Raw genomic sequence first — 25,356 nt, 5'->3', positions numbered from 1 at the left:
ACTGATGTCATCAAATCGCAGGAGAGATCCCATGCACTTACGTAGCGAACAACTGGCTGACTACATAGCCGACCGACTCGAATTCGTCACCTTCCTGGCCTGTTGCAGTGCCCTGCTGGCCCTGTTGACCGGCATGAACGGTCAGCAGGCCCTGGCCTTCACCGCCCTCAACCTGCCCTTCGGTCTCGCCCTGCTGCTGGGGCTGGCCATGCTGGCACCGCTGCCGGTCCACTGGCGCCTGCCCGGGATAGCCCTGCTGCTGGTCGGCGGCGCCCTGCTCACCCTGCAGCTCGGCGGCGACTGGCTCAATCCCCTGGCCATCTGGAGCCTCTACGCCCTGCTGGGGCTGGAGATCCTCTGGCAGTCTCGCCCCAGGGCACGTCTGGCGACCCATCCCCGCGGCTGATGTGCCGCCGGCGGGGCTGACGCGCGCGCCGAATTGGAGTACCCTTGCGCCCCCTTTACCCTCGCCGAGGAGCGTTCCGATGAAAAAAGCCTGTGCCCAGCACATCCTGGTCAAGACCGAAAAAGAGTGTCTCGAGATCAAGGAAAAACTCGCCAAGGGTGCCGATTTTGGCCAGATGGCCAAGCGCTTCTCCACCTGCGCCTCCGCCAAGCGCAGCGGCGATCTGGGGGAGTTCTCCAAGGGGGACATGGTCAAGGCCTTTGACGATGCCGTCTTCAAGGGGGAACTCCTGACTGTGCTGGGGCCGGTACGCACCAAGTTCGGCTTCCACCTCATCAAGGTGCTCTACCGCAACTGAGGGCCCTCCCCGCGCCCCAGCCCTGACAAGGGCTCGGCCGGCTTCCTGCCCGGCCGACTCCTGGCCACCGCCCTGCCGCCCTGCGCCCAGGGCGGCAAAAAGCGCCAAGATAAAGATAATTTACTAACGTTATCAGGTAATTAAGTTTATCCTTCTGGGCATTGCTCCATCATAACCAGTGGATCCTGCATATGCACAGCTATTTGTGGTGGCCCCTGCTGGCCTGGTTGCTGCCCCTGGGGGGCGCCCTCGGCAGCCGGGCCCATCTCTGGCCCTGGTGGCTCGGTTTCGCCCTCTGCCTCGCGAGCGCCCTGATCAGCCTCTGGCTCCTGTTGCGCCTGCCCTGGCGCTACCGCAGCTCCCCCTGTCTGTGGGCCGATGCCTGGGGCATAGCCCCCCTGCTGCTGCCCCTGCTGTTTGTCGTTCAGGCGCTGCGCTCGCCGCTCACCAACGACGTCAGCACGGATCCCCATCATCCGCCCCGTCTGCTGTGGGCCGAGCAGCTGAGAACGGCTGAGGATCTCCCCGTCAATGCCCCCCCCTTGCAAGTTTTTCCCGGCAACCCCGGTCCTCTCTATACCCGAGCCTCCCCGGCCGAGGTGATCGCCGAAGCGGACGAGCTGATGACGGAGCTCAGCTGGCGGGTGCGCCCGAGCCCGGACGGCCTCGATGCCGTGGTCACCACCGGCTGGTTCGGCTTTGAGGATGACGTGGCGCTGCGGGTCTTCGCCGGGCCGAAAGAGACCCGGGTCGACATGCGATCCGCCTCCCGTCAGGGGCGCAGCGATCTGGGGGTCAACCGGGCACGGATCCAGAACTTCCTGACCCGGCTCAACGAGCGGCTGGGGGGGGCCTACAAACCCAAGATGCAGAAAATGGAACAAGAGGAATAACATGCGCGTTGAGGTCAAGCCTGATCGGGAATATGCCTGGTTTATCCGCCCCTTTTTCTGGCTGCAGCAACGCAACTACGGTCAGGTGCTGATCCCGGGCAAGTGCTGGGGCCGCTCGCCGCGCCTGTTTGCCGCCGTCGCCACCCTCTACGGCGTCATCAACCGCAAGCGCTCCCCCATAGACCCCGTGCTGCGCTCCCTGGTGACGGTGCGGGTCTCCCAACTCAACTGGTGCCGCTTCTGCGTCGACATCAACGCCATGACCCTCATCAAGCGCGCCGGCTCCAGCGACAAGGTGGAGGCGCTGGCCCAGTGGCGTGACAGCCCATTGTTCGATGAGCGGGAACGCGCCGTGCTCGAATACACAGAGGCGATGACCGGGCTGGAGGGGGTGAGCGATGAGCAGGCGGCGCGCCTCAAACCCTGGTTCGACGACGATGCCCTGGTGGAGCTGACCGGCCTCATCGCCTTCCAGAACATGTCCGCCAAGTTCAACGCCGCCCTCGACATCGCCCCCCAGGGCTTCTGCCAGTTGCCGGTGCAGCCCGAACGCCCGGCGCCCTCCGACAGGGACGGCCAATGAGCCGGGGCCGCCTGCTGCTGTTGCTGGTGATGGGATGCCTGATCGGCGCCTTCTTCGCCCTCGATCTCGGCCGCTACCTCAGCCTCGCCGAGCTGCAGGCCCGTCAGGCGCAGCTCTCCGGCTGGGTACAGGCGCACTTCGGCCAGGCCAGTCTGCTGTTCATGCTCATCTACGTGCTCACCACCGCGCTCTCCCTGCCCGGCGCCAGCCTGCTGACCCTGGTGGGCAGCGCCCTGTTCGGCATCGGCTGGGGGCTGCTGCTGGTGTCGTTTGCCAGCACCATCGGCGCCACCCTGGCCTTTCTCAGCGCCCGCTTCCTGCTGCGCGACTGGGTCAGGGCGCGCTTCGGCGACAAGCTGGCCCAGCTCGAGCAGGGGATGGCGAAGGATGGCGCCTTCTACCTGCTGAGCCTGCGCCTCATCCCCCTCTTCCCCTTCTTTCTGATCAACCTGCTGATGGGGCTCACCCCCATCAGGGTCAGTACCTACTACTGGGTCAGCCAGCTCGGCATGCTGCCGGGCACCTTCGTCTATGTGCTGGCGGGCAGCGAGCTCGCCACCCTCACCAGCACGGGCAAGATCCTCTCCCCCGGCCTGGTGGCGGCCCTGACCCTGCTCGGCCTGATGCCCTGGCTGATGCGCTGGCTGCAACGCAGGCTCGCCCTGCGCCGCCTGCACGCCCCCTATCGCAAACCGGCTCGCTTCGACTACAACCTGCTGGTGGTGGGCGCCGGTGCCGGAGGCCTGGTCACCAGCTACATCGCCGCCGCCGTCAAGGCCAGGGTGGCGCTCATAGAGCAGCACAAGATGGGGGGGGATTGCCTCAACACCGGCTGCGTTCCCTCCAAGGCGCTGATCCGAAGCGCCCGCTTCGCCGCTGAACAGCGCAAGGCCGGCGAGCTTGGCTTCAGCCCCAGTCAATCCCGGGCCGATTTTTCCGCCGTGATGGCACGGGTGGCGACGGTGATCAAGGAGGTCGAACCCCACGACTCGGTTGAACGCTATCAGGGGCTGGGGGTGGAGTGCATCCAGGGCCGGGCCCGCCTCGTCTCCCCCTGGGAGCTGGAGGTGGACGGCAGACGCCTGAGCAGCCGCCACATCGTCATAGCTACCGGGGCCAGGCCTATGGTGCCCAGGCTGCCGGGTCTCGAGCAGGTGCCCTACCTCACCTCTGACAGCCTCTGGCAGCTGCGCGAACCGCCCCGCCACCTGCTGGTGCTCGGCGGCGGCCCCATCGGCTGCGAGCTGGCCCAGAGCCTGGCCCTGCTCGGCATTCCCGTCACCCTGGTGGAGCTCGCCGATCAGCTGCTGCCCCGGGAAGAGCGGGAGGTCGCCGAGGCGCTGGCCGAGCAGATGAGCCGCGACGGCGTGCGGCTGCTCACCGGCTGGCGGGCGGAGCGCGCCGACTACGAGCCCGCGGCCGAGGGCACTCTGCCTGTCCGGCTGCAACTGCGCCGGGGGGAGGAAACGCACCTAGTTGAGGGGGATCAGCTGCTGCTGGCCCTGGGCCGGGTCGCCAACGTGAGCGGCTTCGGGCTCGAAGAGCTGGGGCTGGAGCTGGCCCCCCGTGGCACAGTCAAGGTCGATGGCTTCCTCGCCACCAACTACCCCAGCATACTGGCGGTGGGAGACGTAGCAGGCCCTTATCAGTTCACCCACTTCGCAGCCCATCAGGCCTGGTATGCGGCGGTCAACGCCCTGTTTGGCCAGTTCAGACGCTTCAAGGCGGACTATCGCGTGATCCCGGCGGCCACCTACACCAGCCCCGAGATTGCCCGGGTCGGCCTCAACCGCAAGGAGGCCGAGGCCCAAGGCATTCCCTTCGAGGCGACCCGCTTCGAGCTGGCCGAGCTGGATCGCGCCATCGCCGACGGGGAGCGCCACGGTTTTGTCGAGGTGCTGACGGTGCCGGGCAAGGATAAAATCCTTGGCGCCACCATAGTGGGCACTCACGCCGGCGAGCGGATCGCCGAATTTGTGCTCGCCATGCGCCACCGCCTGGGGCTTGGCAAGATCCTGGGCACCATCCACACCTATCCCACCCTGATGGAGGGGAACAAGTACCTGGCCGGCGAGTGGAAGCGGGCCCACCAGCCCACCCGCCTGCTGGCCCTGCTGGCCCGTTATCACAGTTGGCGCCGCGGCGCCTGAGCCCACGAGACCCTCACCATGTTCAAGACCCGAGTTCGCGCCCTGCTCCGTCCCCTGCTCGCCGCCCCCCTGCTGCTGGCGACCCAGCTCCACGCCGCCGAGACCACCTGGCAACAGACCCTCGCAGAGGCGAAGGGCCAGCGCGTCTATTTCAATGCCTGGGGCGGCAGCCCGGAGATCAACGCCTACCTGGGGTGGGCGGGGCAGGAGATTGAGCGCCAGTACGGGGTCACCCTGGTGCAGGTGAAGGTGGATGACATAGCCCAGAGCGTCAGCCAGCTGCTGGCCAGCAAGCAGGCGGGCAAGACGTCGGGCGGCCCCATCGACCTGCTCTGGGTCAACGGGGAGAACTTCAAGGCGCTCAAGGAGCAGGGGCTGCTGGGGGCCCCCTTCACCCAGGATCTGCCGAACCTGGCACTGGTGGACACCAAGCTGCCGGTGCACGAAGACTTCACCCTGCCGGTCGCCGGGCTCGAGGCCCCCTGGGGCATAGGCCAGCTCAATCTGATGGTCGACACGGAGGAAGTCACCACAGCGCCCACCTCGGCGGCCGAGCTGCTCGCCTGGGCCAAGGCCAATCCTGGCCGCTTCACCTACCCCAAGCCGCCCCAGTTTCATGGCTCGAGCTTCCTCAAGCAGATCTTGCTTGAGCTGACCGCCGATCCTGCGCCCCTCTATCGGGAGGCGAGCGACGCCGACTTTGCCCGCCTCACGGCCCCGCTCTGGGGCTGGCTCGATCAGCTGCACCCCGTGCTCTGGCGCAAGGGCAAGCTGTTCCCCACCAGCGCCGCCGAGACCAAACAGTTGCTCGATGACGGCGAGCTGGCCATGGCCATCAGCTTCAACCCGGGCGAGGCCCAGAGTTCGGTGCAAAACGGCACCCTGCCCCCTGCGGTGAAGGCCGTTGCCATGGCCAAGGGGGCCCTGACCAACAGCCACTTCCTCGCCATCCCCTTCAACGCCAGCGCCCGGGCCGGTGCCAAGGTGGTGGCCAACTTCCTGCTGAGCCCCACCGCCCAGGCCCGCAAGGCGGATCCCGCCTTCTGGGGGGACCCCAGCGTGCTGCGCCAGGATGCCCTGCCGGGGAACCGTCAGCCGGCCCTGCGCTTCAAGGCGGTGGCCGAACCCCATCCCAGCTGGCAGACTCGGCTGGAAGCGGCCTGGGCCGAACGCTACGGCCACTAGACCATGAGCATCCGGCCCTGGCGCCTCCTCTTTCTCCTGCTGTGCGCCCTGTCGCTGGCCGCGCCTGTCGCCGGCGGTCTGCTGCTCCTGCTGCTTGAAGGCCTGGCCAAAGGCCATATCAGCCTGCTGCTCGCCCAGCCCGGGCTCTGGCACTCGCTGGGCCTGAGCCTCTGGGTGGCGGGGGCCTCCACCCTGGGGGCCCTGCTCTTCACCGCCCTGCTGCTCGCCCGGGGGGAGGGGCGACCCTGGATGCGCAGGCTGCGCCGCCTGCTCTCCCCCCTGCTGGCCCTGCCCCACGTCGCCTTCGCCATCGGCGTGGCCTTCCTGCTCGCCCCTTCCGGCTGGTTGCTGCGCCTGATCTCCCCCGCCCTCACCGGCTTTGACTTGCCGCCCGACTGGCAGACCCTGAGAGATCCCTGGGGGCTCGGCCTCATTCTGGCGCTCATCCTGAAAGAGACCCCCTTTCTGTTGCTGATGGCGCTCTCGGCCCTCGACCCCGCCCGAGTCAGCCGCCAGCAGTGGCTGGGGCAAACCATGGGCTTCAGCGGGCCGCAGATCTGGTGGCGCCTGCTGCTGCCCGCGCTCTGGCCCTCCCTGCGCCTGCCCCTCTATGCGGTGGCGGCCTATGGCCTGGGGGTGGTGGATCTCGCCCTGCTGCTGGGGCCAGATGCCCCTGCCCCCCTGGCGGTGCGGCTCTGGCTCTGGTATCAGGACCCGGACCTCCAGTGGCGCGGGGCCAGCGCCAGCGGCGCCCTGCTGCTACTGGTGCTCAACCTCTTGCTGCTCGCCGCCCTGCGGCTGCTGGAGTGGAGCCACGGGGCGCTTGGCAAGGCCCGCTGGCTGGACGGCAGGCGCAGCCTCCCCTCGCCCTGGCCAGAGCGCCTCACCCGGGCCGGGGTCTGGGTCCTGCTCGCCATCAACCTGCTGGTGCTGGCCTCCCTGCTGCTCTGGTCCCTGGCCCGGCGCTGGTCCTTCCCCGCGCTCTGGCCCAGCGAATGGAGCGGCCGCCACTGGCTGGAGCTGCTGCCCACCCTGGGGCCCCTGCTGTGGCAGAGCCTGTGGCTGGTCCTGCTCTGCGCCGGCCTCTCGCTGCTGCTGGCGGTGCTCGCCCTGGAGGCCCAGCAGGGCCGACGTCCCCACCACAGCCAGTGGCCGCTCTGGCTCATCTGCCTGCCGCTGCTGCTGCCCCAGGCCAGCCTGCTGTTCGGACTGCGCCTGCAGATCGACTGGCTCGGCGGCGTCGACGGCATAGGACCGGGCTGGGTGCTGTGGAGCCAGCTGCTGTTCGTCTTCCCTTACGTCTATCTCTGCCTGCACGGCCCCTATCGCCAGTTCGACGATCGCCTCACCCGGGCGGCACTCTCCCTCGGGGCCAGCCCCTGGCGCGCCTGGTGGCAGGTGAAGGGGCCGCTGCTGGCGCGGCCGCTGCTGATCGCCTTCGGGGTCGGTGCGGCGGTGAGCCTGGCCCAATACCTGCCCACCCTGCTGTTTGGCGCGGGCCGCGTGGTCACCATCACCACCGAGGCGGTGGCCATAGGCAGCGGCCTCAACCGGAGACTGGCTGGCCTCTATGGCCTGCTGCAACTGCTGTTGCCACTCTTCATCTACGGCCTGGTGCTCTGGCTGCCCCGCCGTATCAACCCCGCACTGAGGCATTGATCATGCTGCATACCACCGCGCTCACCCTCTACCTGGATGACCAGCCCCTGCTGACGCTGCCCCCCCTGACGGTGGCCCCCGGCGAGGTGCTGACCCTGATGGGTCCGAGTGGCTGCGGCAAGAGCTCCCTGCTGGCGGCTCTGGCTGGGGTGCTGCCCCCCGGGCCCATCCGGCTGGCGGGGGAGATAGGGCTCGGCGAGCGGCTGCTCACCCCCCTGGCGCCCCAGGCGCGGCGCATCGGCATGCTGTTTCAGGACGATCTGCTGTTTGCCCATCTGACGGTGGCAGAGAACCTGATGTTCGGCATGCCGGCTCATCTCGGGGGGATGGCGGCGAGACGGGCCCGCGCCCTCGAGGCGCTGGCAGAGGTGGGGCTGGAGGGGCAGGCGGACAAGCTGCCGGGCCAGCTCTCCGGCGGTCAGAAGGCGCGCGTCGGCCTGCTGCGGGCCCTGCTGGCAGAGCCAGAGGCCCTGCTGCTGGACGAGCCCTTCTCCCGGCTGGACAAGCCGCTGCGCGCGGCCTTCAGAACCCTGGTGTTCGAGCGGCTCAAGGCGCTCGGCATGCCCGCCCTGCTGGTCACCCACGACGAGGAGGATGCCCCGGGGGCTATCCTGACACTCACCACTCCCTGCTTGACCAAAGAGGAGACCGACCTTGTTTGATCGCCACCTGATCCCCCTCATTCGCCGCCCCCTCCAACTGCTGGCCGCCCCCCTGTGCCGGGCCGGGATCAACGCCAACCAGATAAGCCTCACCGGCTTTGCCGGCGGCATGCTGGCCTTGCCGCTGCTGGCGCTGGGCTGGCACGGTTGGGCCCTCGCCGCCATCCTGTTCAACCGGCTGCTGGACGGCCTGGATGGGGCCGTGGCACGCCAGACCGGGATCACCGACTGCGGCGGCTTCCTCGACATCAGCCTCGACTTCATCTTCTATGCCGCCGTGGTGCTGGGCTTTGCCCTCGGCGCCCCCGCCAACGCCCTGCCCGCCGCCACCCTGCTGTTCGCCTTCATGGGCACCGGCTCGAGCTTCCTCGCCTTTGCCATCATGGCGGGCAAGCGCGGCATCGAGAATCCGGTCTACCACCACAAGTCCCTCTACTACCTGGGCGGCCTCACCGAAGGGAGCGAGACCATAGCCCTGTTCGTGCTGATGTGCCTGTGGCCCGCCGCCTTCGCTCCGCTCGCCTATGGCTTTGCCCTGCTCTGCGCCATCACCACCCTGACCCGGCTCTGGAGCGGCTACCACACCCTGCGTTGAGAGGAGAGGGGCCTGTCGGCGAATTCAGCGGCGGATGAATATGGGCCCCTGGCCCTGCACTGAGCACTTGCGCATGGACGCCAATGTTTTACCATGACGACACTCTTTTTCAGGCTCACGAGAACCATATGCGTCGCCTTCTCCTCACCCTCTCCCTGTTCCCTCTGCTGTATGGCTGCAGCAGCACACCGGCCCCCAAGCCCGTGGTCAAGCCGCAGCCCCAGAGCGCCTTCATCAATCAGACGCCGCCGAGCAAACCTTTCTACCAACAGGGGGTCAGCAAGGGAGACTTCGCCAACCGCAGCAACGTGGATCAGTTCGTGCAGCGCATGGTCGACAAGCACGGCTTCAACGGCGCCGAGCTGCATCGGGTGCTGGCCCAGGCCGAGCGCTACGACTGGATCATCCGGCTGATGGACGCCCAGGCGCCCACCACCACGCCCCCCACAGGGCCGACCGGCGCCTGGAATCGCTACCGCGCCAAGTTCATCACCCCGGACAATGTGCAAAACGGCGTCAGCTTCTGGCGTGAGTACGAGAGCGAGCTCAATAGGGCGCAGCAGATCTACGGGGTGCCTCCCGAGATCATCGTCGGCATCATAGGGGTGGAGACCCGCTGGGGCCGGGTGATGGGCAAGACCCGCATCTTGGATGCCCTGGCGACCCTGGCGTTCGACTATCCGCGCCGGGCGACCTTCTTCACCGGCGAGCTGGAGGCCTTCCTGGTGATGACCCGGGATGAGGGCATGGATCCCACCGAACCCAAGGGTTCCTACGCCGGCGCCATGGGCTATGGCCAGTTCATGCCGTCGAGCTTCCGCAGCTATGCGGTGGACTTCAACGGCAATGGCCACACCAATCTGTGGGATCCGGTGGATGCCATCGGCAGCGTGGCCAACTACTTCAAGGCCCATGGCTGGGAGAAGGGGCAACCGGTGGCGGTGCGCGGTCAGGGCCAGCTGCCCGGCTATGAGCACGGCTTCCAGACCCGCTACCCGGTCGCCACCCTGCGCGGAGCTGGGCTGGCCCCCACAGCGTCGCTCGGCAACCACAAGGAGGCGAGCCTGCTGCGCCTAGACGTGGGCACCGGTTATCAGTACTGGTACGGCCTGCCGAACTTCTACGCCATCACCCGCTACAACCACAGCACCCACTACGCCATGGCGGTGTGGCAGCTGGGTCTGGCGGTCAGGGATGCCAGAGGCGGCTACTGAGCCAGCCCCACCCAACGAAAACGGGCCCATCGGGCCCGTTTTGCTATTCGTTTTCCAGCAGCCAGCGCTTGAGCAGAGCGGCCAGTTGCCCCTGCTCCTCGTCCGTCAGCGGGGCCAGCAGGCGCCGCTCGTTCGCCACGTGCCGCTCCACCGCTTGATCGACCAGCTCCCGCCCCGGCTCCGTCAGGCAGACCAAGAGGCTTCGCCTGTCATCGGGGGAGGCTTCACGTCTTATGAGGCCACGCTGCTCCAGCTTGTCGAGCCTGGCCGTCATGGCCCCCGAACTCAGCATGGCGGACTGATAGAGGGCGGTCGGGGTCAGCGGCTCGCCGGCCCGGCGCAGGGTCGCCAGGATGTCGAAGTCTGAGCCCAGCAGGCCGCACCCCTTGAGCTCTTCACTCACCTCGCGCCCGGCGATGGCCGCCATCCGCGCCACCCGCCCCAGCACCCCCATGGGGGTGCAGTCGAGATCCGGTCGCTGCCGCGCCCACTGGGCCAGCAGCAGGTCTACATGATCACTATCCATTCCGGCTCCATTATCTTTTCGAAAAGATACTTGATAATAAACTAACTCGCGGCTAATTTATCTTTACTTGAAGATACTTTATTGCGAGACAACCATGCCACTGCTGATTGCCCTGCTCGCCCCCCTGCTCTGGGGCAGTACCTATGCCGTCGTCAGCCTCTATCTGACCGACTACTCCCCCTACTGGGTGGCCGTGTGGCGGGCGCTGCCGGCCGGCGTACTGCTGTTGCTGCTCCATCCCCGCCGACCACCGCTCACCTGGAACCGGCAGTTCCTGCTGGCGTTTTGCAACATCACCGCCTTCTTCGCCCTGCTGTTCGTGGCGGCCTATCGCCTGCCGGGGGCGGTGGCGGGCACCCTGGGTGCCACCCTGCCCCTCATTCTGATGGGGCTGGCCTGGTGGCAGGATGGCAAGCGGCCCAGCCTGAAGTGGCTGCTGCTGGGCCTGATGGGGCTCGCGGGTGTGCTCCTGCTGCTCAATCCCTCCGCCAACCTGGATCCCGTCGGCGTGGCGTGCGCCCTGCTGGCCACCCTGCTCATCGGCCAGTCCAGCCGCTGGATGCAGCGCTGGCCGGTGAGCGATCTGCTGGCGCTGACCGCCTGGCAACTGCTGCTCGGGGGCCTGATGCTGATCCCGCTCGCCTGGTGGCTGGCGGGCCCCATGCCGCTGCCGCAGCCGGCAAGCGCTCCCGGCCTGCTCTGGCTGATCCTGCTCAACACGGCGCTGGCCTACTGGGCCTGGCTGTGGGGGCTCAAGCGCCACGGTCCGGAGGTGATGGGCATGCTGGCCCTCACCAACCCCATGGTGGCGGTCTCCTTCGGCGTGCTGCTGGTGGGAGAGACCCTGGACGGTCGCCAGTGGCTCGGCATCGCGGTGATCCTGCTCTCCCTGTTCCTGATGAAGCTGCCGACCCGGCCCCTCTTCAAGGGCGGGCAGGCTGCCAAGGTTTGCCCAGACCAGCCGGGAAATGGCTGATCGGGCACCAGATCCCCGCCAGGCACACAGCAAAAAGGAGCCGATAAGGCTCCTTTTTATGCACTTCAAAAACTTGCTTCAGCCTCAGACGCCGGCCTTGGCCAGGGCCGCGGAGACGATCTGCTGGGCCTCCTGCTGAATCAGGTCCAGGTGCGCCTCGCCCTTGAAGCTCTCCATGTAGATCTTGTAGATGGACTCGGTGCCCGAGGGGCGCGCCGCGAACCAGCCGTTCTCGGTCACCACCTTGAGGCCACCGATGGCGGCATCGTTGCCGGGGGCCTTGGTCAGCTTGGCAAGGATGGGCTCGCCAGCCAGGGTCGAGGCCTCCACCAGCGCCGGATCCAGCTTGGAGAGCACCGCCTTCTGGGCGCTGTTGGCCGGGGCGTCGATGCGGCGGTAGCTGGAGCGACCGAACTTGGCTTCCAGGGCATCGTAGTGGGCCTGGGGATCCTTGCCGGTGACGGCCAGGATCTCGGCGGCCAGCAGGGCCAGGATGAAGCCATCCTTGTCTGTGGTCCAGACGGTGCCGTCCTTGCGCAGGAAGGAGGCGCCTGCGCTCTCCTCGCCGCCGAAGCCAAACTCACCGCTGAAAAGACCATCCACGAACCACTTGAAGCCGACCGGCACCTCTTTCAGGGTGCGGCCGATCTCGCCGGCGACCCGGTCGATCATGGACGAGGAGACCAGCGTCTTGCCGACCGCCGCCGTCTTGGGCCAGCCGGTTCTGTGGGTGAACAGATACTGGATGGCCACCGCCAGATAGTGGTTCGGGTTCATCAGACCCGCCTTGGTGACGATGCCGTGACGGTCGTAGTCAGGGTCGTTGCCAAGGGCGATGTCGAACTTGTCTTTCAGGGCAATCAGGCCCGCCATGGCGAAGGGGCTGGAGCAGTCCATCCGGATCTTGCCGTCCTTGTCCAGGGTCATGAAGGAGAAGGTCGGGTCGACCTTGTAGTTCACCACCTCTATGTCCAGATCGTAGCGCTTGGCGATCACGTCCCAATAGGCGACGCCTGAGCCGCCCAGCGGATCCACACCGATCTTGATGCCGGCGCGCTTGATGGCCGCCAGGTCCAGCACGTTCTCGAGATCGTCCACATAGGGGGTGACATAGTCGTGCTCGACCACGAACTCACTGGCCAGGGCCTCGGCGAACGGCATCCGCTTCACGCCGGCCAGACCGGCTTCCAGAATGGCGTTGGCGCGGTCTTCCACCCACTTGGTGATCTCCCCTTCGGCAGGACCGCCGTGGGGGGGGTTGTACTTGAAGCCACCGTCTTCCGGCGGGTTGTGGGACGGGGTGATCACCACGCCGTCCGCCAGGGCCGCCGGCTTGCCCGCGTTATGGCGCAGGATGGCGTGGGAGATGACCGGGGTCGGCGTGAAGCCCAGACCAGCCTGGATGCGGGTCTCGACGCCATTGGCCGCCAGCACTTCCACCGCGCTGGAGAAGGCGGATTCAGAGAGGGCGTGCGTGTCCATGCCCACAAACAGCGGGCCCTGGATGCCGGCCTGCTGGCGATACTCCACCAGCGCCTGAGTCACCGCCAGGATGTGGGATTCGGTGAAGGCGTTGTGCAGGGCGCTGCCGCGGTGGCCGGAGGTGCCAAAGGCTACCCGCTGCTCGGGGCGGCTCATGTCCGGCTTGTTGAGGTAGTAGGCGCTGACCAGACGGGGAATGTTGGTCAGATCGCTTAAACGGGCCGGCTGACCGGCGTGGGGATGCTGTGCCATGGCGTTTTCCTTGAGCAGAAGCCTTGCCCGGCAAGGCCTTGAGTCGTTGATGCGTTAAACGGTGCCGCACACCCGAGCCGTCAGAGCCTCGTCATAACCCATGCTGGTCATCAGCTGGGCCACCATGTTCTGCTTGCGACTGGTGTTGGTGTTGGTGATGACCCAGAACGGGGTATCCGGCACCTGCTTGGGCTTGGTGGTGCTGCCACTGGCACGCAGCGCTTCCGGGTCACGGGAGAAATAGACGCGCTTGCGCCCCTTGATCTCGGTCGCCTGAGTAAAGCTCTCCGGGTTGTCCCGATACAGGGTGCTGAGCACCAGCATGAAGCGGTTGATGGACTTCTCTTCTTTTTGCAGCTCGCCGGAATCGAGCAGGGCTTCCAGTCCCATGGCATCGGCCAGGGGCTGAGGCTGGACCACAGGCGCGGCTGGCACTGTCGTCCCCGCCTTGACGGGCTGTTCCAGCAGACGGCGCAGGATATCGGAAGCACTCTCGCCGATGTGCCGGGTCTGGCTGGCGATAAAGAAGTAGAGATCGTCATCAAGCTCGATGGTTTTCATAGGGATGCGCTGGACTCGTCGAAATTCGGATGCGGCGATTATACATAGGCAGACCCGGCAGCCCAAGGGAGGGGCTGGCAGATGTGCATGAATCTCGGTGAGAATACGGCATAATGGCGAGCCAAGTGTGTGATCCCCCGCACTGATAACCGATCCCGGGCCGTTTTTTTGGAAAAAAACCACAAAAAAATGCCCCCCAAGGAATGAAATCCTTTTCTTTCAGTGTGTTAAAAATCTGGCGAAACAGCCCACGACCGACAAGGTGTCATTTTGCAACAAAACTCATTATTGAATTTCAAGGATCAGGGACAAGGCCCTGTCGTCGTGCTGATCCATGGCCTGTTCGGCAGCCTGGACAACCTCGGCCTGCTGGCCCGCCCCCTGAGCGAGCAATACAGGGTCATCAGCGTCGATCTGCGCAACCACGGCGCCTCCTTTCACTCCGATGAGATGAGCTACCCGCAGCAGGGGGCGGATGTGATCGCCCTGCTGGATCGGCTCGGGCTTGAGCAGGTATCCCTGGTCGGTCACTCCATGGGGGGCAAGGTCGCCATGCAGGTCGCCAAGCTGGCCCCTGCCCGGGTCGACAGGCTGGTGGTGGCCGACATAGCCCCGGTCGCCTATCCCCATGCCCGCCACCAGAATGTGTTCGCCGGGCTCAACGCCACGCTCACGCGCCCCCCCCAAAGCCGCAGCGAGGCGGAAGCCATCCTGGCCGAACATATCGAGATCCCCGGCGTGCGCCAGTTCCTGCTCAAATCCTTCGCCAAAACCGAGGCGGGCTGGGGCTGGCGTTTCAATGTGCCGGCCCTTGAGCGCAACTACGCCAACATCATGGGCTGGCCCGACGACCAGACCCGCTTCGAGGGGCCGACCCTGTTCATCAAGGGGGGGGATTCCGACTATGTGCAGCCTCAGTATACCGAGACAGTGATGGCACAATTCCCGGCCGCCAAGGCCCGTGTCATCGCCGGAACCGGTCACTGGCTGCACGCCGAAAAGCCGGTTTTGTTCAATAAACTGGTTGTGGATTTCCTGTCGACAGGCGGTTAACAGTTTCAAATCCTTTGTGATATAGTGCGCCCGTCATAAGGAGTGTGCGCAATCCATGCTGTATGAACATATCGATCTGATCGAGAGTCTGGGCCTGAAGCTGTTCTTCGTGGCCATCTTCCTGCTGATTGGTCTGGCCATTCACGACGTGCTCAAACGCGGCAACGTGCCCCGTTTCGGCCGCTTTATCGTCTGGCTGGTTCTGTTTCTGGGTTGCGCGGGTTTTGTCGCCAAGGGGCTGATCGAAATGGGCTGGGAAGGCTCTGGGATCGGCTAACTACTTTTCATCTGTGATGTATGGCCAAACAGCAAACTGATCGAACAACACTGGATCTGTTCGCAACTGAGAAGCGCCCCGGCAGGCCAAAGACCAATCCACTCCCCCGTGAGACCCAACTCAAGATCAACAAGCGCAACCAGCTCAAGCGCGATCGGGAGAACGGCCTGAAGCGGGTCGAGTTAAAGGTGGAGGCCGAATTGCTGGAGCGCCTGAACCAACTTGCGCTACAACAGAACGTCAGCCGAGCCGAGCTGATCCAATCTATCCTGAAGCAACAGATTGAGTCTGCGCATGCAGCAGGCATCGCAATCTGAACCGTTAAGCATTAACCAGATACGGGTAACTAAACACTATGGCTAGTGTAGGTCTGTTTTTCGGCAGCGATACCGGTAATACCGAAGCTGTCGCCAAGATGATCCAGAAAGAACTGGGCAAACAACTGATTGAAGTCCGTGACATTGCCAAGAGCAGCAAGGCCGACATCGACAGCTTCGATCTGCTGATGTTCGGTATCCCGACTTGGTACTACGGCGAAGCCCAGGCCGATTGGGATGACTTCTTCCCCGAGCTCGAAGAGATCGACTTCAACAACAAGCTGGTCGCCATCTTCGGCTGCGGCGATCAGGAAGACTATTCCGAGTATTTCCTCGACGCCATGGGCACCCTGCGTGACATCGTCGAAGCCAAAGGTGCCATCATCATCGGCCACTGGCCAACCGCGAGCTACGAGTTCGAGGCCTCCAAGGCACTGGTGGATGACAAGCACTTCGTCGGTCTGGGGATCGATGAGGATCGCCAGCCGGAGCTGACCGCCGAGCGCGTCAAGGGCTGGTGCAAGCAGTTGCACGAAGAGATGTGCCTGAGCGAGCTGGAGTGATCTCCCTCCTCTGACAACAAGGGCCCCGTCGGGGCCCTTGTTGTTTCTACTCCTTCATGGCTGGCGCAGCCAGGCTCTGGGTTCTGTGTTCCGGCTTGGGTTTCACATACAGGGTGCGCCTGACCTGGGCCACCAACTCGCCCCGCTTGTCCTGCACCTGCACCTCGAACTCGGGGAAATGCTTGTTGCCCCCCTCGGTCGCCGCCACTATGGATGCCAGCTTGGCGTCGGTCAGATTGAACTCCGCCACCAGCATCCCCTTGCCAGGCTTGATGAAATTGATGCTGCCCGCCTTGTCCCAGACGTAATAACGGTTCTTGAAATGGCCCATCAGCATCAGCGGATAGATGGGATCCGTCATGGCGAACATGCTGCCGCCAAACTGGGTCCGGTTGGCGTTCTTGTTCCACCAGCGGGACTTGAGGGTGACCCGACAGAAGCGAAAATCGGGACTCAATGTTTCTATCTTGATGCCCGCCCCCCAGAACGGGGGCCAGGCGTTGAGGGCGTGGCGCACCCAGGCCGCGTTGCCAAAAAGCCAATCCATGGATCTCATCCGACCAGACTATAGAGAAGTGACATAGTATCAACATTCCCTCGCGGAGCAAGCCCGGTCCGAGCTGGCCAGATTAATCTTCCACAGGGGGGAAATGTGCTAAACCCCTTGAATTACTGGGTTTATTTTTGACTTGGCTACGACCTATAATGTCAGGCCATACGAGTTCGTGGTTGCCATTCCTTCGGCAGTCAATCAGAATAACCACACCTTCGAGAATGCGAATAAATAGAATATGGCAGACAACAACCAAGCGTTAAAAAAGGCCGGGCTCAAGATCACCTTGCCCCGCGTCAAGATCCTGGAAATCCTGCAACAGCCGGACTGCCAGCACACCAGTGCGGAAGATCTGTACAAACGGCTGATCGACCAGGGTGAGGAGATTGGTCTCGCTACCGTCTATCGCGTTCTCAACCAGTTTGATGATGCCGGTATCGTTACCCGCCATCACTTCGAAGGGGGCAAGTCGGTGTTCGAGCTGGCCACCCAGGAACATCACGACCACCTGGTCTGCCTCGATTGTGGCAAGGTGATCGAGTTTTCCGACGAGGTGATCGAGCAGCGTCAGCGCGACATCGCCAAGCACCACAACATCCGCCTGACCAACCACAGCCTCTATCTCTATGGTCACTGCGTGAACGGTGACTGCAAGCACGACGAATAGCGCCGTCGGCCGCGAGCAGCCATGAAAAAGCCAGCATCACGCTGGCTTTTTTTGTGTCCGCAATTCGGACCAGAGTGGCAGGGTCTCCCCTGCCCTCTGCCTGTCAGACGGCAGCGATCAGGCCTCGGCCTTGCCCCAGACGTCACGCAGGGCCACGGTGCGGTTGAACACCAGATGCTCGGCGCTGGAGAGCTTGTTGTCGGCGCAGAAGTAGCCTTCGCGTTCGAACTGGTAGGCAAACTCCGGCTTGGCGTCCTTGAGGGAGGCCTCGACCCGGGCACCCTGGATGATCACCAGAGAGTCCGGGTTGAGCGCCGCCTCGAAGTCGTCCTCGGCACCCGGGTTCGGCATCTTGAACAGACGATCGTAGAGACGGATCTCGGCCGGCAGGGAGTGAGTGGCGCTGACCCAGTGGATCACCCCCTTCACCTTGCGGCCATCGGCCGGATCCTTGCCCAGGGTCTCGGGATCGTAGTAGCAATAAATGCAGGTAACCTTGCCGTCCGCATCCTTCTCGACCCGCTCCGCCTTGATGACGTAGGCGTTGCGCAGGCGCACTTCCTTGCCCAGCACCAGACGCTTGAACTGCTTGTTCGCCTCTTCTTTGAAGTCCGCCTCGTCGATGAAGATCTCGCGGGTGAAGGTCAGCTCACGGCTGCCCATCTCAGGATTGTTCGGGTGCGCCGGGGCGGTCAGCACCTCGTCGGCGGCCAGGTTCTCGATGACTACCTTCACCGGATGCAGCACGGCCATGGCGCGCGGTGCATTCTCGTTGAGATCGTCGCGGATGCAGGCTTCCAGCATGCTCATCTCGACGATGTTGTCCTGCTTGGTCACGCCGATGCGCTGGCAGAACTCGCGGATGGAGGCCGGAGTGTAACCACGGCGACGCAGCCCGGAGACGGTCAGCATGCGCGGATCGTCCCAGCCGCTGACGTGCCCCTCGGTCACCAGCAGGTTCAGCTTGCGCTTGGACATGACGGTGTATTCGAGGTTCAGACGGGAGAACTCGTACTGACGGGGATGGCAGTCGATGCTGATGTTGTCCAGCACCCAGTCATAGAGGCGACGGTTGTCCTGGAACTCCAGGGTGCACAGGGAGTGGGTGATCCCCTCCAGGGCGTCCGAGATGCAGTGGGTGAAGTCGTACATGGGGTAGATGCACCACTTGTCACCGGTCTGGTGGTGGTGGGCAAACTTGATGCGATAGATGACGGGATCGCGCATCACCATGAAGGGGGATGCCATGTCGATCTTGGCGCGCAGGCAGGCGCTGCCTTCGGCCAGCTCGCCGCTTTTCATCTTGGCAAACAGCGCCAGGTTCTCTTCCACGCTGCGATCGCGGAACGGGCTGTTCTTGCCAGGGGCGGTCAGGGTGCCGCGGTATTCGCGCATCTGCTCGGGGGAGAGCTCGTCCACATAGGCCAGACCCTTCTCGATGAGCTCGATGGCATAGCCGTGCAGCTTGTCGAAATAGTCGGAGGAGTAGCAGATCTCGCCGCTCCACTGGAAGCCGAGCCACTGTACGTCCTGCTTGATGGACTCCACGAACTCGATGTCTTCCTTCGCCGGGTTGGTGTCATCGAAGCGCAGGTTGCACTGGCCCTGATAGTCACGGGCGATGCCGAAGTTCAGGCAGATGGACTTGGCGTGGCCGATATGGAGATAACCGTTCGGCTCCGGCGGAAAACGGGTATGCACGCTCTTGTGCTTACCGCTGGCCAGATCTTCATCGATGATCTGACGGATAAAGTTGGTTGGGCTGCTCGCCTCGCTCATGAATTCACCTCGAATGTCTCAGCTCATGGGGCAACCGCGCGCCCCCGCTTAGAAACCGACAATGATCCACTATTCATCCATGAGGCTCAACAGGAATTTGCCGCCGCGCCCTGGCTGGCGTCACGCCAGACGCCATTTGCCTCCGGGCAGGGTCGCTTCCCGGCCACAGGCATCCTTTATTTCGCCGCGATCGGCTCTCGGGCAAGCCACTTCCCCACAGAGAACAGGCTGAACGAGGCTGGCATAAAGGGCTTACTGCGGGCACAACCACATGGCTGCTTGATATTGCGACGAGATCACACTTCAATGTCTTGAAACAATTTAGCAACATCCGGTCCGTCACACCGCCAAGCTGAACAGAGCTGGAACCAGCAAGAACCAGACATTTTCCAAACTGCATCCTCCTAGTATCCTATTTACAACTTTGTCATTTTGCTGCGACATCAGGGAAGATGGTCGACAACACCTGTCCCCTCCCTTTCCCCCGAGCCACTCGCCTCATCCTCACACAGGTAGCTGAGCCATGTCCTACTCCGTATCAAGACGTGATTTCATCAAGCAGTGCGTCATAGCCGGCATCGCCGTCTACAGCGCTCCCCTCCTCGCCAACCTCTCCCTGTCCGGCATGGAAGACGAGGTCTTCGATCCCGCCTTGCTCGGCCAGTGGAAGCAGGGGGGCAAGGTCAAGTTCCGCAGCGATGGCCTGGCCAAGGTTACCGGCCAGAAGATCTACAGCCGGGACTATCGCGCCCAGGATCTGGCTGGCTGGCCGTCCCAGCAGCAACATGCGCTGCTGATCCGGCTCGACAAGGCGGATCGCGTCTATCTGGGGCTGGATCTCTCCATGCTGCCCGCCAATGCCCAGCCTCGCCGGGTGATCACGGCCGCCGACCTGGTGCGCGATGGCGTCGAGCTGCCCGCCTTCTACGGCATCAACATGATGGTGAGCGAAGGGGCCACCCCGGACTATCTGGGCCATGCGGCCGCCATGCTGATCTTCACAGACTTCGCCACCTTCAACCGGGCCAAGCAGATCCTGCAGTTCAACGGCAAGGTGGTGCGCTACGGTGATGTGACCCCCCTGGTCGCCACCACCCGGGATCCCTGGGCCTGCTGGCGCATCATCCGGATCGAGGGCAAGATCGGCAGGGAGGATCAATACAGCACCTTGAAGAACGGCCTCTTCTTCCCGGCCATCGTCAACCACCAGCCGGTCTGGCCGACGGCCAACGCCGATGGCAACGCAGGCGAACAGGGAATGCATCAGGCCGGACTGGTGCACAAGGAGCTGGAGGCCGAGGACGCCCTGGTGCTGGATCGCACCTACCAGACCCAGTTCATCGAGCCCATGATGATGGAGCCGGAAAACTTCAACGGCTGGTTCGACGCCAAGGCGCGCACCATGCACCTGGTGCTGAGCACCCAGTCCCCTCACGACTTCTACTACGAGGCCGCCGAGATGCTGGCCAAGGGGCCGCTGGCCGGCAAGGTCGACAAGCTGGTGGTGCACTCCCCCTTCATCGGGGGTGGCTTCGGGGCCAAGGATCACACCATATTCCCCTTCTATGGCCTGCTCGCGACCCTTTATGGCGAGGGGCCGGTGCGCCTGGCCAACGATCGTTTCGAACAGTTCCAGGGTGGCCTCAAGCGTCATCCGTTCAACATGCACAACAGGCTGGTGCTCGACAAGCAGAGCGGCCAGTTCCGCGCCCTGATCAGCGCCATGACAGTGGACGGCGGCGGTCGCCTGAACTTCACCGGCTCGGTGGCCAGCGTGGGGGCCAGCGCCATCCAGGGGGTCTACTACCTCCCCAAGAACGACATCACCGCGGTCGCCCTGCCCTCCGAGAACCCGGATTGCGGCTCCATGCGGGGATACGGTTCCCTGCAAACCATGGCGGCCATGGAGATGATGGTCAACGAGGCCGCCGCACTGCTGAAGATGGATCCGCTGGAGCTGCGGCGCCGCAACCTGATCAGGCCCGGCCAGCCCAATACCCAGGGGGCCATTCCCGAGGGCAACAACCGTTACCCCGAGATCCTGGCCATGACCGAACAGCACGAGATCTGGGCCCAGCGTCAGGCCAGAAAGCAGGCTTACGAGAGCCAGCATCCGGATCGCCTGCACGGCACGGGCTTTGGCATCACCACCAAGGACTATGGCACCGGCGCCGTGGCCCCCTCCGCCTGCGTCGAGCTGACAAGCAAGGGGGAGATACTGCTGAAAATCAGCGGCATGGAGATGGGCACCGGGATCCAGACCTCCCAGGCCGAGATCGTCAGCCGCTACCTGGGCCAACCGGCCGACACCATAGCGCTCGCCGAAATCGCCCTCTGGGATAGCTTCAAGCTGGTCTCGACCGACAACCCCTACACCATCTCGCAGGTGCGCCAGGACGAGATGCAGAAGAACCCGCGCTGGACCCTGGCCATTCCGCAGGCCTCCTCGGCCTCCATCTCCTCCTACTTCCAGAGTCATGCCACCGTCACCGCGGCCCGCATCCTGTTCGAGCAGACGCTCTGGCCGGCGGCGACCGCCATCTGGCGCAAGCAGTACTTCGTCGGCCAGGCAGGCCTGGATCTCGGCCCGGCCAGCGAGGCGAGCTGGACCCCGGCTGGCCTCACGACCCGTGGCATGCCGCCGCTGCCGCTCGCCCTGCTGGCGGCCCATGCTCACGCCAACGGCCTCATCACAGGCGCCATGGTGCACTGCTTCAACCGCTGGGCCTGGGCCGAGTGCGACTTCACCATAGAGGGTCAGAGCCAGCGCCTGCCCATAGATGCGCTGGCGTTGCGCTACGGCGAGGGCGCCAGCAGCGAGAAACGGGCCCAGGCGGATGGCAACGGCTACCAACTGCTCGAGCGCACCCAGGCCCACTACCCCAGCACCAGCCTGAACAACGCCATGGTGACCTACTACGCCCCCTGCGCCACCCTGGTCGAGATAGCCCTGGAGAAAGGCTCCGGCAAGGTGCACATACTGTCTGCCCACAGCTGGCTGGACGCCGGCCGTGTCATCGTCCCCGAGCTGGTGGAAGGGCAGATCCAGGGCGGTCTGGCCATGGGGGTCGGTCACGCCCTGTATGAATACCTGCCCGCCGGGCAGGACGGGCCGGGCAACGGCACCTGGAACCTGAACCGCTACCAGGTCCCCCTGGCGCACCAGCTGCCGGTCTGGAACCTGACCCACACCCTGCTCGATCCCCTCTCGCCGACCGATGCCACCAAAGGCATAGGCGAAGTGGTGATGATCCCCGTGGTCGCCGCCCTGGTCGAAGCCATCTATCAGGCGACCGGCACACGCTTCTATCATCTTCCCGTCACTGCAACCGACATTCAGAAGGCCATCCAATGATCACCGTAAACATGACCATCAACGACCGTCTCATTGGCCCGATCGACGTGGATGACAACACCATGATGATCGACTTCCTGCACGAGTATGTGAACCTGACCGGCACCAAGTTCGGCTGCGGCGTCGGCGTCTGCCATGCCTGCACCATAGTGGTCGACGGGGCGGACGGCAGCAGCGAGAGCGTGCGCACCTGCATCAACGGGGTGGGCCGCTTCAACGGCCAGCGCATCCGCACCGTGGAAGGCCACGCAACGCGCAACAAGCTGGGCAAGATCATCGCCCTGAGCCCGGTGCAGAAGACCTTCCTGGATCACTTCTCCTTCCAGTGCGGCTGGTGTACCTCGGGTTTTGTCAACGAGACCACAGTGCTGCTGGAGCGGCTGCGCAAAGCGCCGGTGGCCATGGCCGATCTCGAATCCACCATCGAGGAAGCACTCAAGGATCACGTCTGCCGCTGCACCGGTTACAAGAAGTACTACGAGGGGGTCAAGGCCATGCTGATCTCGGAGGGGGTAGTCCGCACATGATGCTCTCCAGACTCACATTCGCGCTCCTGCTGGGCGCAGGCGCCGTCTCCGCGGCCGACACCCGGGATCCGCTGGTGGCACAGGGGGAATACCTCGCCAAGGTGGGTGACTGCGCCGCCTGCCACACCGCCGAGGGGGGCCAGAAATACGCAGGCGGGCTGGGGTTCAAGACGCCTTTTGGCGTCATCTACTCCACCAACATCAGCTCCGACAAGAGTCAGGGGATAGGCAGCTACAGCTATGAGGATTTCTACGAGGTGATGCACAACGGCAACGCCCCCAAGGGACGCCTCTATCCCGCCATGCCCTACACCTCCTATCACCTGGTCACGGATGAGGACATGAAGGCACTCTACGCCTACTTCATGCAGACCAGGCCGGCCGCCACCGTAAACCGCGACAACGAGGTCGGCTTCCCCTTCAACGTGCGCACCGGCCTGATGGCCTGGAACCTGGTGGCCCATGAGGACAGCGCCTTCCAGCCGGATCCGGCCAAAAGCAGCAACTGGAACCGTGGCCGCTACCTGGTGGACGGGCTGGGACACTGCGGCGAGTGCCACACGCCGCGGGATCTGTTCATGGCGATGGACAACTCACGCTACCTGAAAGGGGCCATGATAGAGGGGGTGATGGCCCCGGAGATCACCGCCACCGAGCTCAGGCGCCAGGGCTGGACCCATGACTCCCTGACCCGGCTGCTGCGCAAGGGCTACTCGGTCAAGGGGGGCGTCTTCGCCGGCATGTATCCCGTGGTCGAGAAGAGCTTCGCCTACCTGACCGACGAGGACATGCATGCCGTCACCAGCTACCTGCTCGGCAGCGACACCCCGTTGCCGGAGCCTGCACCCAGGCCGGTCACTCTGGACGCATCGCACCCGGGTTACGGGCTCTACCGGGACTACTGCGCCGGCTGTCACGGCCAGCAGGGTCAGGGCAAGCCGAACGTGACCCCCTCCATGTATGCCAACGCCACCCTGGATCAGGCGACCGCGACCAACACCCTGGCGGTGCTGCTGCGCGGGATCCCGGCCCAGAGTTACAGCCAGACCGAGCGCTTCGCCCCCATGCCCGGCTACGCCAGGGAGCTCAACGACCAGCAACTGGCGGATCTGGTGAACTTCCTGCGCCAGACCTGGGCCCATCAGGCCTCCACCCTGAGTGCCGACGACATCAGTACGCTCAAGAAGGAGATCGTCGAGGCGCACGATGAGTGACGCTCAGCTGGAGGTGCTGCGTCAGAGCCTCGCCTGGCTGGCCCAGGGGAAAGGCATCTGGCTGTGCAGCATAGTGGCGACCTACGGCTCGGCCCCCCGCCCCAGGGGGGCCCTGTTCGCCACCGATGGCCTCCACCGCAGCGGCTCCATCTCGGGGGGCTGCATCGAGGATGCCTTCGTCGCCATGCTGGCCAGAGGGGAGCATGACGCCCCCCTGAGCCTGCTGGACTATGGCGCCCACCTGGCCCCCGATGGCAGTGCGTTCGAGCTGCCGTGCGGTGGCCGCATCCGGCTGCTGGTGGAGCGCCTCGAAGGGGACGCGGCCAGTGCGGATCTCGACGAGTGGCTCACCCGGCTGCAAGGGGGCCGCCCCTTCGTGCGGGAGGTGCTGCTCGAGCAGGGGACACGCCGCTATCTGGCCGGAGAGACGACGGATCCCTGCGAGCAAGAGACGCCAGGCCGGGTACGCCTGAGCTATGCACAGCGCTGGTGCCTGCTGCTGCTCGGCATCAGCCAGGTGAGCGAGCAGGTGGCCAGGCTCGGTCAGGCCGCCGGTTTCGAGGTGCGGCTGTGCGATACCCGCGAGCCGTACCGCAGCGACTGGTGCTGGGGGCCGGAGCAAGGGGGCATAGCGGTGGAGTGGTGCGATCCCGAGCGCTTCGTCGAGCGCCATGCCACGGCCCGGAGTGCCGTGCTGGCCCTGGCCCACGACCCCAGGATCGACGATGCCGGGCTGATGGCGGGGCTAGAATCCGACGCCTTCTACCTCGGAGCCATGGGGTCGGTGCGCACCAGCGCCCGTCGGCTGGAGCGGCTGCAGCGAATTGCCGAGGCGAGTCAGGCCCAGCTTGCGCGGATCCACGCCCCCATAGGGCTGCCCATCGGCAGCAAGACCCCCATGGAGATCGCCATCGCCGTGCTGGCCGAGGTGATCGCCGTGCGCCAGGGCATCCGATTGAGAGAGGCCACAGATGCAACCTGAGCACGTCGCCCTGCTGCTGGCGGCCGGCTTCTCCCGTCGCTACGGCAGCGACAAGCGCCTCGCAGGCTCCCCGCCCCTGATCCTGCGCACCCTGGCCACCCTGCTCCCCTGTCATGACAGCGTGCTGGTGGTGCTCAGACAGCGAGACGAGGCACTGCGCCGCCTGCTGGCGGACTCCGGCGCCGAGTTGACCCAGGTGCCACGGGACGGCGGCCTGGGGGACAGCCTGGCCCACGGGGTGCGCACCCTGCTGGCGAGCGGCCGCCCCATCCACAGCCTGCTCATCGCCCTGGCCGACATGCCCCGCCTCTCCCCCGCCAGCCTGGGGGCGCTGCAAGCCGCCCAGACTGGCAGGGAGATAGTCCGCCCCCTCCATCAGGGGCAGCCTGGCCACCCCGTCAGCTTCCCCGCGGATCTGCTCCCCGAGCTGGCGAGCCTGGCGGGGGAGCAGGGCGCGCAAGGCGTACTGCTGCGCCATCGGGGGCGCCTGCACACCCTGCCCCTGGACGATCCCGGCTGCGTGCAAGACATCGACTGGCCAGAGGATCCGCTCTGAGGCGCCAGCCC

Annotated in this window: 26 protein-coding genes; 21 read left to right on the top strand and 5 right to left on the bottom strand. The window is 64.8% G+C overall.

What is annotated here, in order from left to right:
* Positions 1 to 31 precede the first annotated feature (31 nt).
* The 10 genes from AAHB08_RS01365 (at position 32) to mltB (ending at position 9,705) form a co-directional block, all read left to right on the top strand.
* Positions 32 to 406, top strand: coding sequence for a hypothetical protein (locus AAHB08_RS01365; protein ID WP_139436421.1), 375 nt, complete (start codon positions 32 to 34; stop codon positions 404 to 406).
* Between the two features lie 79 nt (positions 407 to 485).
* Positions 486 to 764, top strand: coding sequence for a peptidylprolyl isomerase (locus AAHB08_RS01360; RefSeq protein ID WP_042650241.1), 279 nt, complete (start codon positions 486 to 488; stop codon positions 762 to 764).
* Positions 765 to 955: 191 nt separating this feature from the next.
* The gene (locus tag AAHB08_RS01355) at positions 956 to 1,657 is read left to right on the top strand and encodes a DUF1499 domain-containing protein (RefSeq protein ID WP_342057875.1); all 702 of its coding nucleotides are present in this window, start codon (positions 956 to 958) and stop codon (positions 1,655 to 1,657) included.
* A 1-nt stretch (position 1,658) separates the two neighbouring features.
* Positions 1,659 to 2,240 (top strand): carboxymuconolactone decarboxylase family protein, encoded by a 582-nt coding sequence (locus AAHB08_RS01350; RefSeq protein ID WP_342057874.1) that lies wholly within the window; start codon positions 1,659 to 1,661, stop codon positions 2,238 to 2,240.
* Positions 2,237 to 4,390, top strand: coding sequence for an FAD-dependent oxidoreductase (locus AAHB08_RS01345; protein ID WP_342057873.1), 2,154 nt, complete (start codon positions 2,237 to 2,239; stop codon positions 4,388 to 4,390). Before AAHB08_RS01350 ends, AAHB08_RS01345 begins: the two co-directional genes overlap by 4 nt.
* Positions 4,391 to 4,408: 18 nt before the next feature.
* Positions 4,409 to 5,575 carry an ABC transporter substrate-binding protein gene (locus AAHB08_RS01340; RefSeq protein ID WP_342057872.1) on the top strand — a complete coding sequence of 389 codons (1,167 nt, stop codon included), beginning with the start codon at positions 4,409 to 4,411 and terminating at the stop codon, positions 5,573 to 5,575.
* A gap of 3 nt (positions 5,576 to 5,578) precedes the next feature.
* On the top strand, positions 5,579 to 7,234 hold the full coding sequence (locus tag AAHB08_RS01335) for an ABC transporter permease (protein WP_342057871.1): 1,656 nt from the start codon (positions 5,579 to 5,581) through the stop codon (positions 7,232 to 7,234).
* Positions 7,235 to 7,236: 2 nt separating this feature from the next.
* Complete coding sequence (locus AAHB08_RS01330) at positions 7,237 to 7,896, top strand: ATP-binding cassette domain-containing protein (RefSeq protein ID WP_342057870.1); 660 nt, start codon at positions 7,237 to 7,239, stop codon at positions 7,894 to 7,896.
* Positions 7,889 to 8,491, top strand: coding sequence for a CDP-alcohol phosphatidyltransferase family protein (locus tag AAHB08_RS01325; protein WP_342057869.1), 603 nt, complete (start codon positions 7,889 to 7,891; stop codon positions 8,489 to 8,491). Before AAHB08_RS01330 ends, AAHB08_RS01325 begins: the two co-directional genes overlap by 8 nt.
* A 128-nt stretch (positions 8,492 to 8,619) precedes the next feature.
* Positions 8,620 to 9,705, top strand: coding sequence for a lytic murein transglycosylase B (mltB, locus tag AAHB08_RS01320; RefSeq protein ID WP_139436436.1), 1,086 nt, complete (start codon positions 8,620 to 8,622; stop codon positions 9,703 to 9,705).
* A 43-nt stretch (positions 9,706 to 9,748) separates the two neighbouring features.
* Here mltB and AAHB08_RS01315 read toward each other — a convergent pair whose 3' ends face one another.
* Positions 9,749 to 10,231 (bottom strand): MarR family winged helix-turn-helix transcriptional regulator, encoded by a 483-nt coding sequence (locus AAHB08_RS01315; protein WP_342057868.1) that lies wholly within the window; start codon positions 10,229 to 10,231, stop codon positions 9,749 to 9,751.
* Between the two features lie 94 nt (positions 10,232 to 10,325).
* Here AAHB08_RS01315 and AAHB08_RS01310 point away from each other — a divergent pair, with 94 nt between their 5' ends.
* Positions 10,326 to 11,207: a DMT family transporter gene (locus AAHB08_RS01310; RefSeq protein ID WP_342057867.1), complete on the top strand. Its 882-nt coding sequence runs from the start codon at positions 10,326 to 10,328 to the stop codon at positions 11,205 to 11,207.
* An 84-nt stretch (positions 11,208 to 11,291) separates the two neighbouring features.
* Here AAHB08_RS01310 and pgm read toward each other — a convergent pair whose 3' ends face one another.
* Together pgm and seqA are read right to left on the bottom strand one after the other, a co-directional pair.
* The gene (gene pgm / locus AAHB08_RS01305; protein ID WP_342057866.1) at positions 11,292 to 12,941 is read right to left on the bottom strand and encodes a phosphoglucomutase (alpha-D-glucose-1,6-bisphosphate-dependent); all 1,650 of its coding nucleotides are present in this window, start codon (positions 12,939 to 12,941) and stop codon (positions 11,292 to 11,294) included.
* Positions 12,942 to 12,995: 54 nt separating this feature from the next.
* Complete coding sequence (gene seqA / locus AAHB08_RS01300; protein WP_202046322.1) at positions 12,996 to 13,502, bottom strand: replication initiation negative regulator SeqA; 507 nt, start codon at positions 13,500 to 13,502, stop codon at positions 12,996 to 12,998.
* Positions 13,503 to 13,790: 288 nt separating this feature from the next.
* On the opposite strand from seqA, the gene AAHB08_RS01295 reads away from it, so the two are divergent.
* Genes AAHB08_RS01295 through fldA form a run of 4 tightly spaced genes read left to right on the top strand, consistent with a single transcriptional unit; the run spans position 13,791 to position 15,712 of the window.
* Complete coding sequence (locus AAHB08_RS01295) at positions 13,791 to 14,555, top strand: alpha/beta fold hydrolase (RefSeq protein WP_342058045.1); 765 nt, start codon at positions 13,791 to 13,793, stop codon at positions 14,553 to 14,555.
* Positions 14,556 to 14,610: 55 nt separating this feature from the next.
* On the top strand, positions 14,611 to 14,832 hold the full coding sequence (locus tag AAHB08_RS01290; protein ID WP_106887376.1) for a DUF2788 domain-containing protein: 222 nt from the start codon (positions 14,611 to 14,613) through the stop codon (positions 14,830 to 14,832).
* Between the two features lie 20 nt (positions 14,833 to 14,852).
* The gene (gene ybfE / locus AAHB08_RS01285; protein ID WP_005325670.1) at positions 14,853 to 15,149 is read left to right on the top strand and encodes a LexA regulated protein; all 297 of its coding nucleotides are present in this window, start codon (positions 14,853 to 14,855) and stop codon (positions 15,147 to 15,149) included.
* A gap of 38 nt (positions 15,150 to 15,187) precedes the next feature.
* The gene (fldA, locus tag AAHB08_RS01280; RefSeq protein WP_005325673.1) at positions 15,188 to 15,712 is read left to right on the top strand and encodes a flavodoxin FldA; all 525 of its coding nucleotides are present in this window, start codon (positions 15,188 to 15,190) and stop codon (positions 15,710 to 15,712) included.
* Positions 15,713 to 15,758: 46 nt separating this feature from the next.
* Here fldA and AAHB08_RS01275 read toward each other — a convergent pair whose 3' ends face one another.
* Positions 15,759 to 16,259: a DUF4442 domain-containing protein gene (locus AAHB08_RS01275; protein ID WP_247626857.1), complete on the bottom strand. Its 501-nt coding sequence runs from the start codon at positions 16,257 to 16,259 to the stop codon at positions 15,759 to 15,761.
* A 244-nt stretch (positions 16,260 to 16,503) separates the two neighbouring features.
* On the opposite strand from AAHB08_RS01275, the gene fur reads away from it, so the two are divergent.
* Complete coding sequence (fur, locus tag AAHB08_RS01270) at positions 16,504 to 16,932, top strand: ferric iron uptake transcriptional regulator (protein WP_005325677.1); 429 nt, start codon at positions 16,504 to 16,506, stop codon at positions 16,930 to 16,932.
* 117 nt (positions 16,933 to 17,049) lie between these two features.
* On the opposite strand, the gene glnS is transcribed toward fur, so the two are convergent.
* Positions 17,050 to 18,711 (bottom strand): glutamine--tRNA ligase, encoded by a 1,662-nt coding sequence (gene glnS, locus AAHB08_RS01265; RefSeq protein ID WP_342057865.1) that lies wholly within the window; start codon positions 18,709 to 18,711, stop codon positions 17,050 to 17,052.
* Between the two features lie 523 nt (positions 18,712 to 19,234).
* Here glnS and AAHB08_RS01260 point away from each other — a divergent pair.
* The 5 genes from AAHB08_RS01260 to AAHB08_RS01240 are packed head-to-tail and all read left to right on the top strand — an operon-like array spanning position 19,235 to position 25,345.
* Positions 19,235 to 22,066: a xanthine dehydrogenase family protein molybdopterin-binding subunit gene (locus AAHB08_RS01260; RefSeq protein ID WP_342057864.1), complete on the top strand. Its 2,832-nt coding sequence runs from the start codon at positions 19,235 to 19,237 to the stop codon at positions 22,064 to 22,066.
* Positions 22,063 to 22,593 carry a (2Fe-2S)-binding protein gene (locus AAHB08_RS01255; RefSeq protein WP_139436452.1) on the top strand — a complete coding sequence of 177 codons (531 nt, stop codon included), beginning with the start codon at positions 22,063 to 22,065 and terminating at the stop codon, positions 22,591 to 22,593. The genes AAHB08_RS01260 and AAHB08_RS01255 overlap by 4 nt, the downstream gene beginning before the upstream one ends.
* Positions 22,590 to 23,807 carry a c-type cytochrome gene (locus tag AAHB08_RS01250; protein WP_342057863.1) on the top strand — a complete coding sequence of 406 codons (1,218 nt, stop codon included), beginning with the start codon at positions 22,590 to 22,592 and terminating at the stop codon, positions 23,805 to 23,807. Before AAHB08_RS01255 ends, AAHB08_RS01250 begins: the two co-directional genes overlap by 4 nt.
* Entirely contained in the window at positions 23,800 to 24,789 is a 990-nt protein-coding gene (locus tag AAHB08_RS01245) for an XdhC family protein (protein ID WP_342057862.1), read from the top strand. Before AAHB08_RS01250 ends, AAHB08_RS01245 begins: the two co-directional genes overlap by 8 nt.
* A complete protein-coding gene (locus AAHB08_RS01240; protein ID WP_342057861.1) occupies positions 24,779 to 25,345 on the top strand; it encodes a nucleotidyltransferase family protein in 567 nt (188 codons plus the stop codon). The genes AAHB08_RS01245 and AAHB08_RS01240 overlap by 11 nt, the downstream gene beginning before the upstream one ends.
* Positions 25,346 to 25,356 lie beyond the last annotated feature (11 nt).

This window comes from Aeromonas sp. OTU364, from assembly GCF_038440395.1.
Classification (GTDB): domain Bacteria; phylum Pseudomonadota; class Gammaproteobacteria; order Enterobacterales; family Aeromonadaceae; genus Aeromonas.
This window is presented reverse-complemented; position numbering and strand designations above follow the sequence as displayed.

Coding starts and splice junctions, on each gene's coding strand:
- AAHB08_RS01365 (WP_139436421.1), top strand. CDS start 32: ATGCACTTACGTAGCGAACAACTGGCTGACTACATAGCCGACCGACTC.
- AAHB08_RS01360 (WP_042650241.1), top strand. CDS start 486: ATGAAAAAAGCCTGTGCCCAGCACATCCTGGTCAAGACCGAAAAAGAG.
- AAHB08_RS01355 (WP_342057875.1), top strand. CDS start 956: ATGCACAGCTATTTGTGGTGGCCCCTGCTGGCCTGGTTGCTGCCCCTG.
- AAHB08_RS01350 (WP_342057874.1), top strand. CDS start 1,659: ATGCGCGTTGAGGTCAAGCCTGATCGGGAATATGCCTGGTTTATCCGC.
- AAHB08_RS01345 (WP_342057873.1), top strand. CDS start 2,237: ATGAGCCGGGGCCGCCTGCTGCTGTTGCTGGTGATGGGATGCCTGATC.
- AAHB08_RS01340 (WP_342057872.1), top strand. CDS start 4,409: ATGTTCAAGACCCGAGTTCGCGCCCTGCTCCGTCCCCTGCTCGCCGCC.
- AAHB08_RS01335 (WP_342057871.1), top strand. CDS start 5,579: ATGAGCATCCGGCCCTGGCGCCTCCTCTTTCTCCTGCTGTGCGCCCTG.
- AAHB08_RS01330 (WP_342057870.1), top strand. CDS start 7,237: ATGCTGCATACCACCGCGCTCACCCTCTACCTGGATGACCAGCCCCTG.
- mltB (WP_139436436.1), top strand. CDS start 8,620: ATGCGTCGCCTTCTCCTCACCCTCTCCCTGTTCCCTCTGCTGTATGGC.
- AAHB08_RS01315 (WP_342057868.1), bottom strand. CDS start 10,231: ATGGATAGTGATCATGTAGACCTGCTGCTGGCCCAGTGGGCGCGGCAG.
- AAHB08_RS01310 (WP_342057867.1), top strand. CDS start 10,326: ATGCCACTGCTGATTGCCCTGCTCGCCCCCCTGCTCTGGGGCAGTACC.
- pgm (WP_342057866.1), bottom strand. CDS start 12,941: ATGGCACAGCATCCCCACGCCGGTCAGCCGGCCCGTTTAAGCGATCTG.
- seqA (WP_202046322.1), bottom strand. CDS start 13,502: ATGAAAACCATCGAGCTTGATGACGATCTCTACTTCTTTATCGCCAGC.
- AAHB08_RS01290 (WP_106887376.1), top strand. CDS start 14,611: ATGCTGTATGAACATATCGATCTGATCGAGAGTCTGGGCCTGAAGCTG.
- ybfE (WP_005325670.1), top strand. CDS start 14,853: ATGGCCAAACAGCAAACTGATCGAACAACACTGGATCTGTTCGCAACT.
- fldA (WP_005325673.1), top strand. CDS start 15,188: ATGGCTAGTGTAGGTCTGTTTTTCGGCAGCGATACCGGTAATACCGAA.
- AAHB08_RS01275 (WP_247626857.1), bottom strand. CDS start 16,259: ATGGATTGGCTTTTTGGCAACGCGGCCTGGGTGCGCCACGCCCTCAAC.
- fur (WP_005325677.1), top strand. CDS start 16,504: ATGGCAGACAACAACCAAGCGTTAAAAAAGGCCGGGCTCAAGATCACC.
- glnS (WP_342057865.1), bottom strand. CDS start 18,711: ATGAGCGAGGCGAGCAGCCCAACCAACTTTATCCGTCAGATCATCGAT.
- AAHB08_RS01260 (WP_342057864.1), top strand. CDS start 19,235: ATGTCCTACTCCGTATCAAGACGTGATTTCATCAAGCAGTGCGTCATA.
- AAHB08_RS01255 (WP_139436452.1), top strand. CDS start 22,063: ATGATCACCGTAAACATGACCATCAACGACCGTCTCATTGGCCCGATC.
- AAHB08_RS01250 (WP_342057863.1), top strand. CDS start 22,590: ATGATGCTCTCCAGACTCACATTCGCGCTCCTGCTGGGCGCAGGCGCC.
- AAHB08_RS01245 (WP_342057862.1), top strand. CDS start 23,800: ATGAGTGACGCTCAGCTGGAGGTGCTGCGTCAGAGCCTCGCCTGGCTG.
- AAHB08_RS01240 (WP_342057861.1), top strand. CDS start 24,779: ATGCAACCTGAGCACGTCGCCCTGCTGCTGGCGGCCGGCTTCTCCCGT.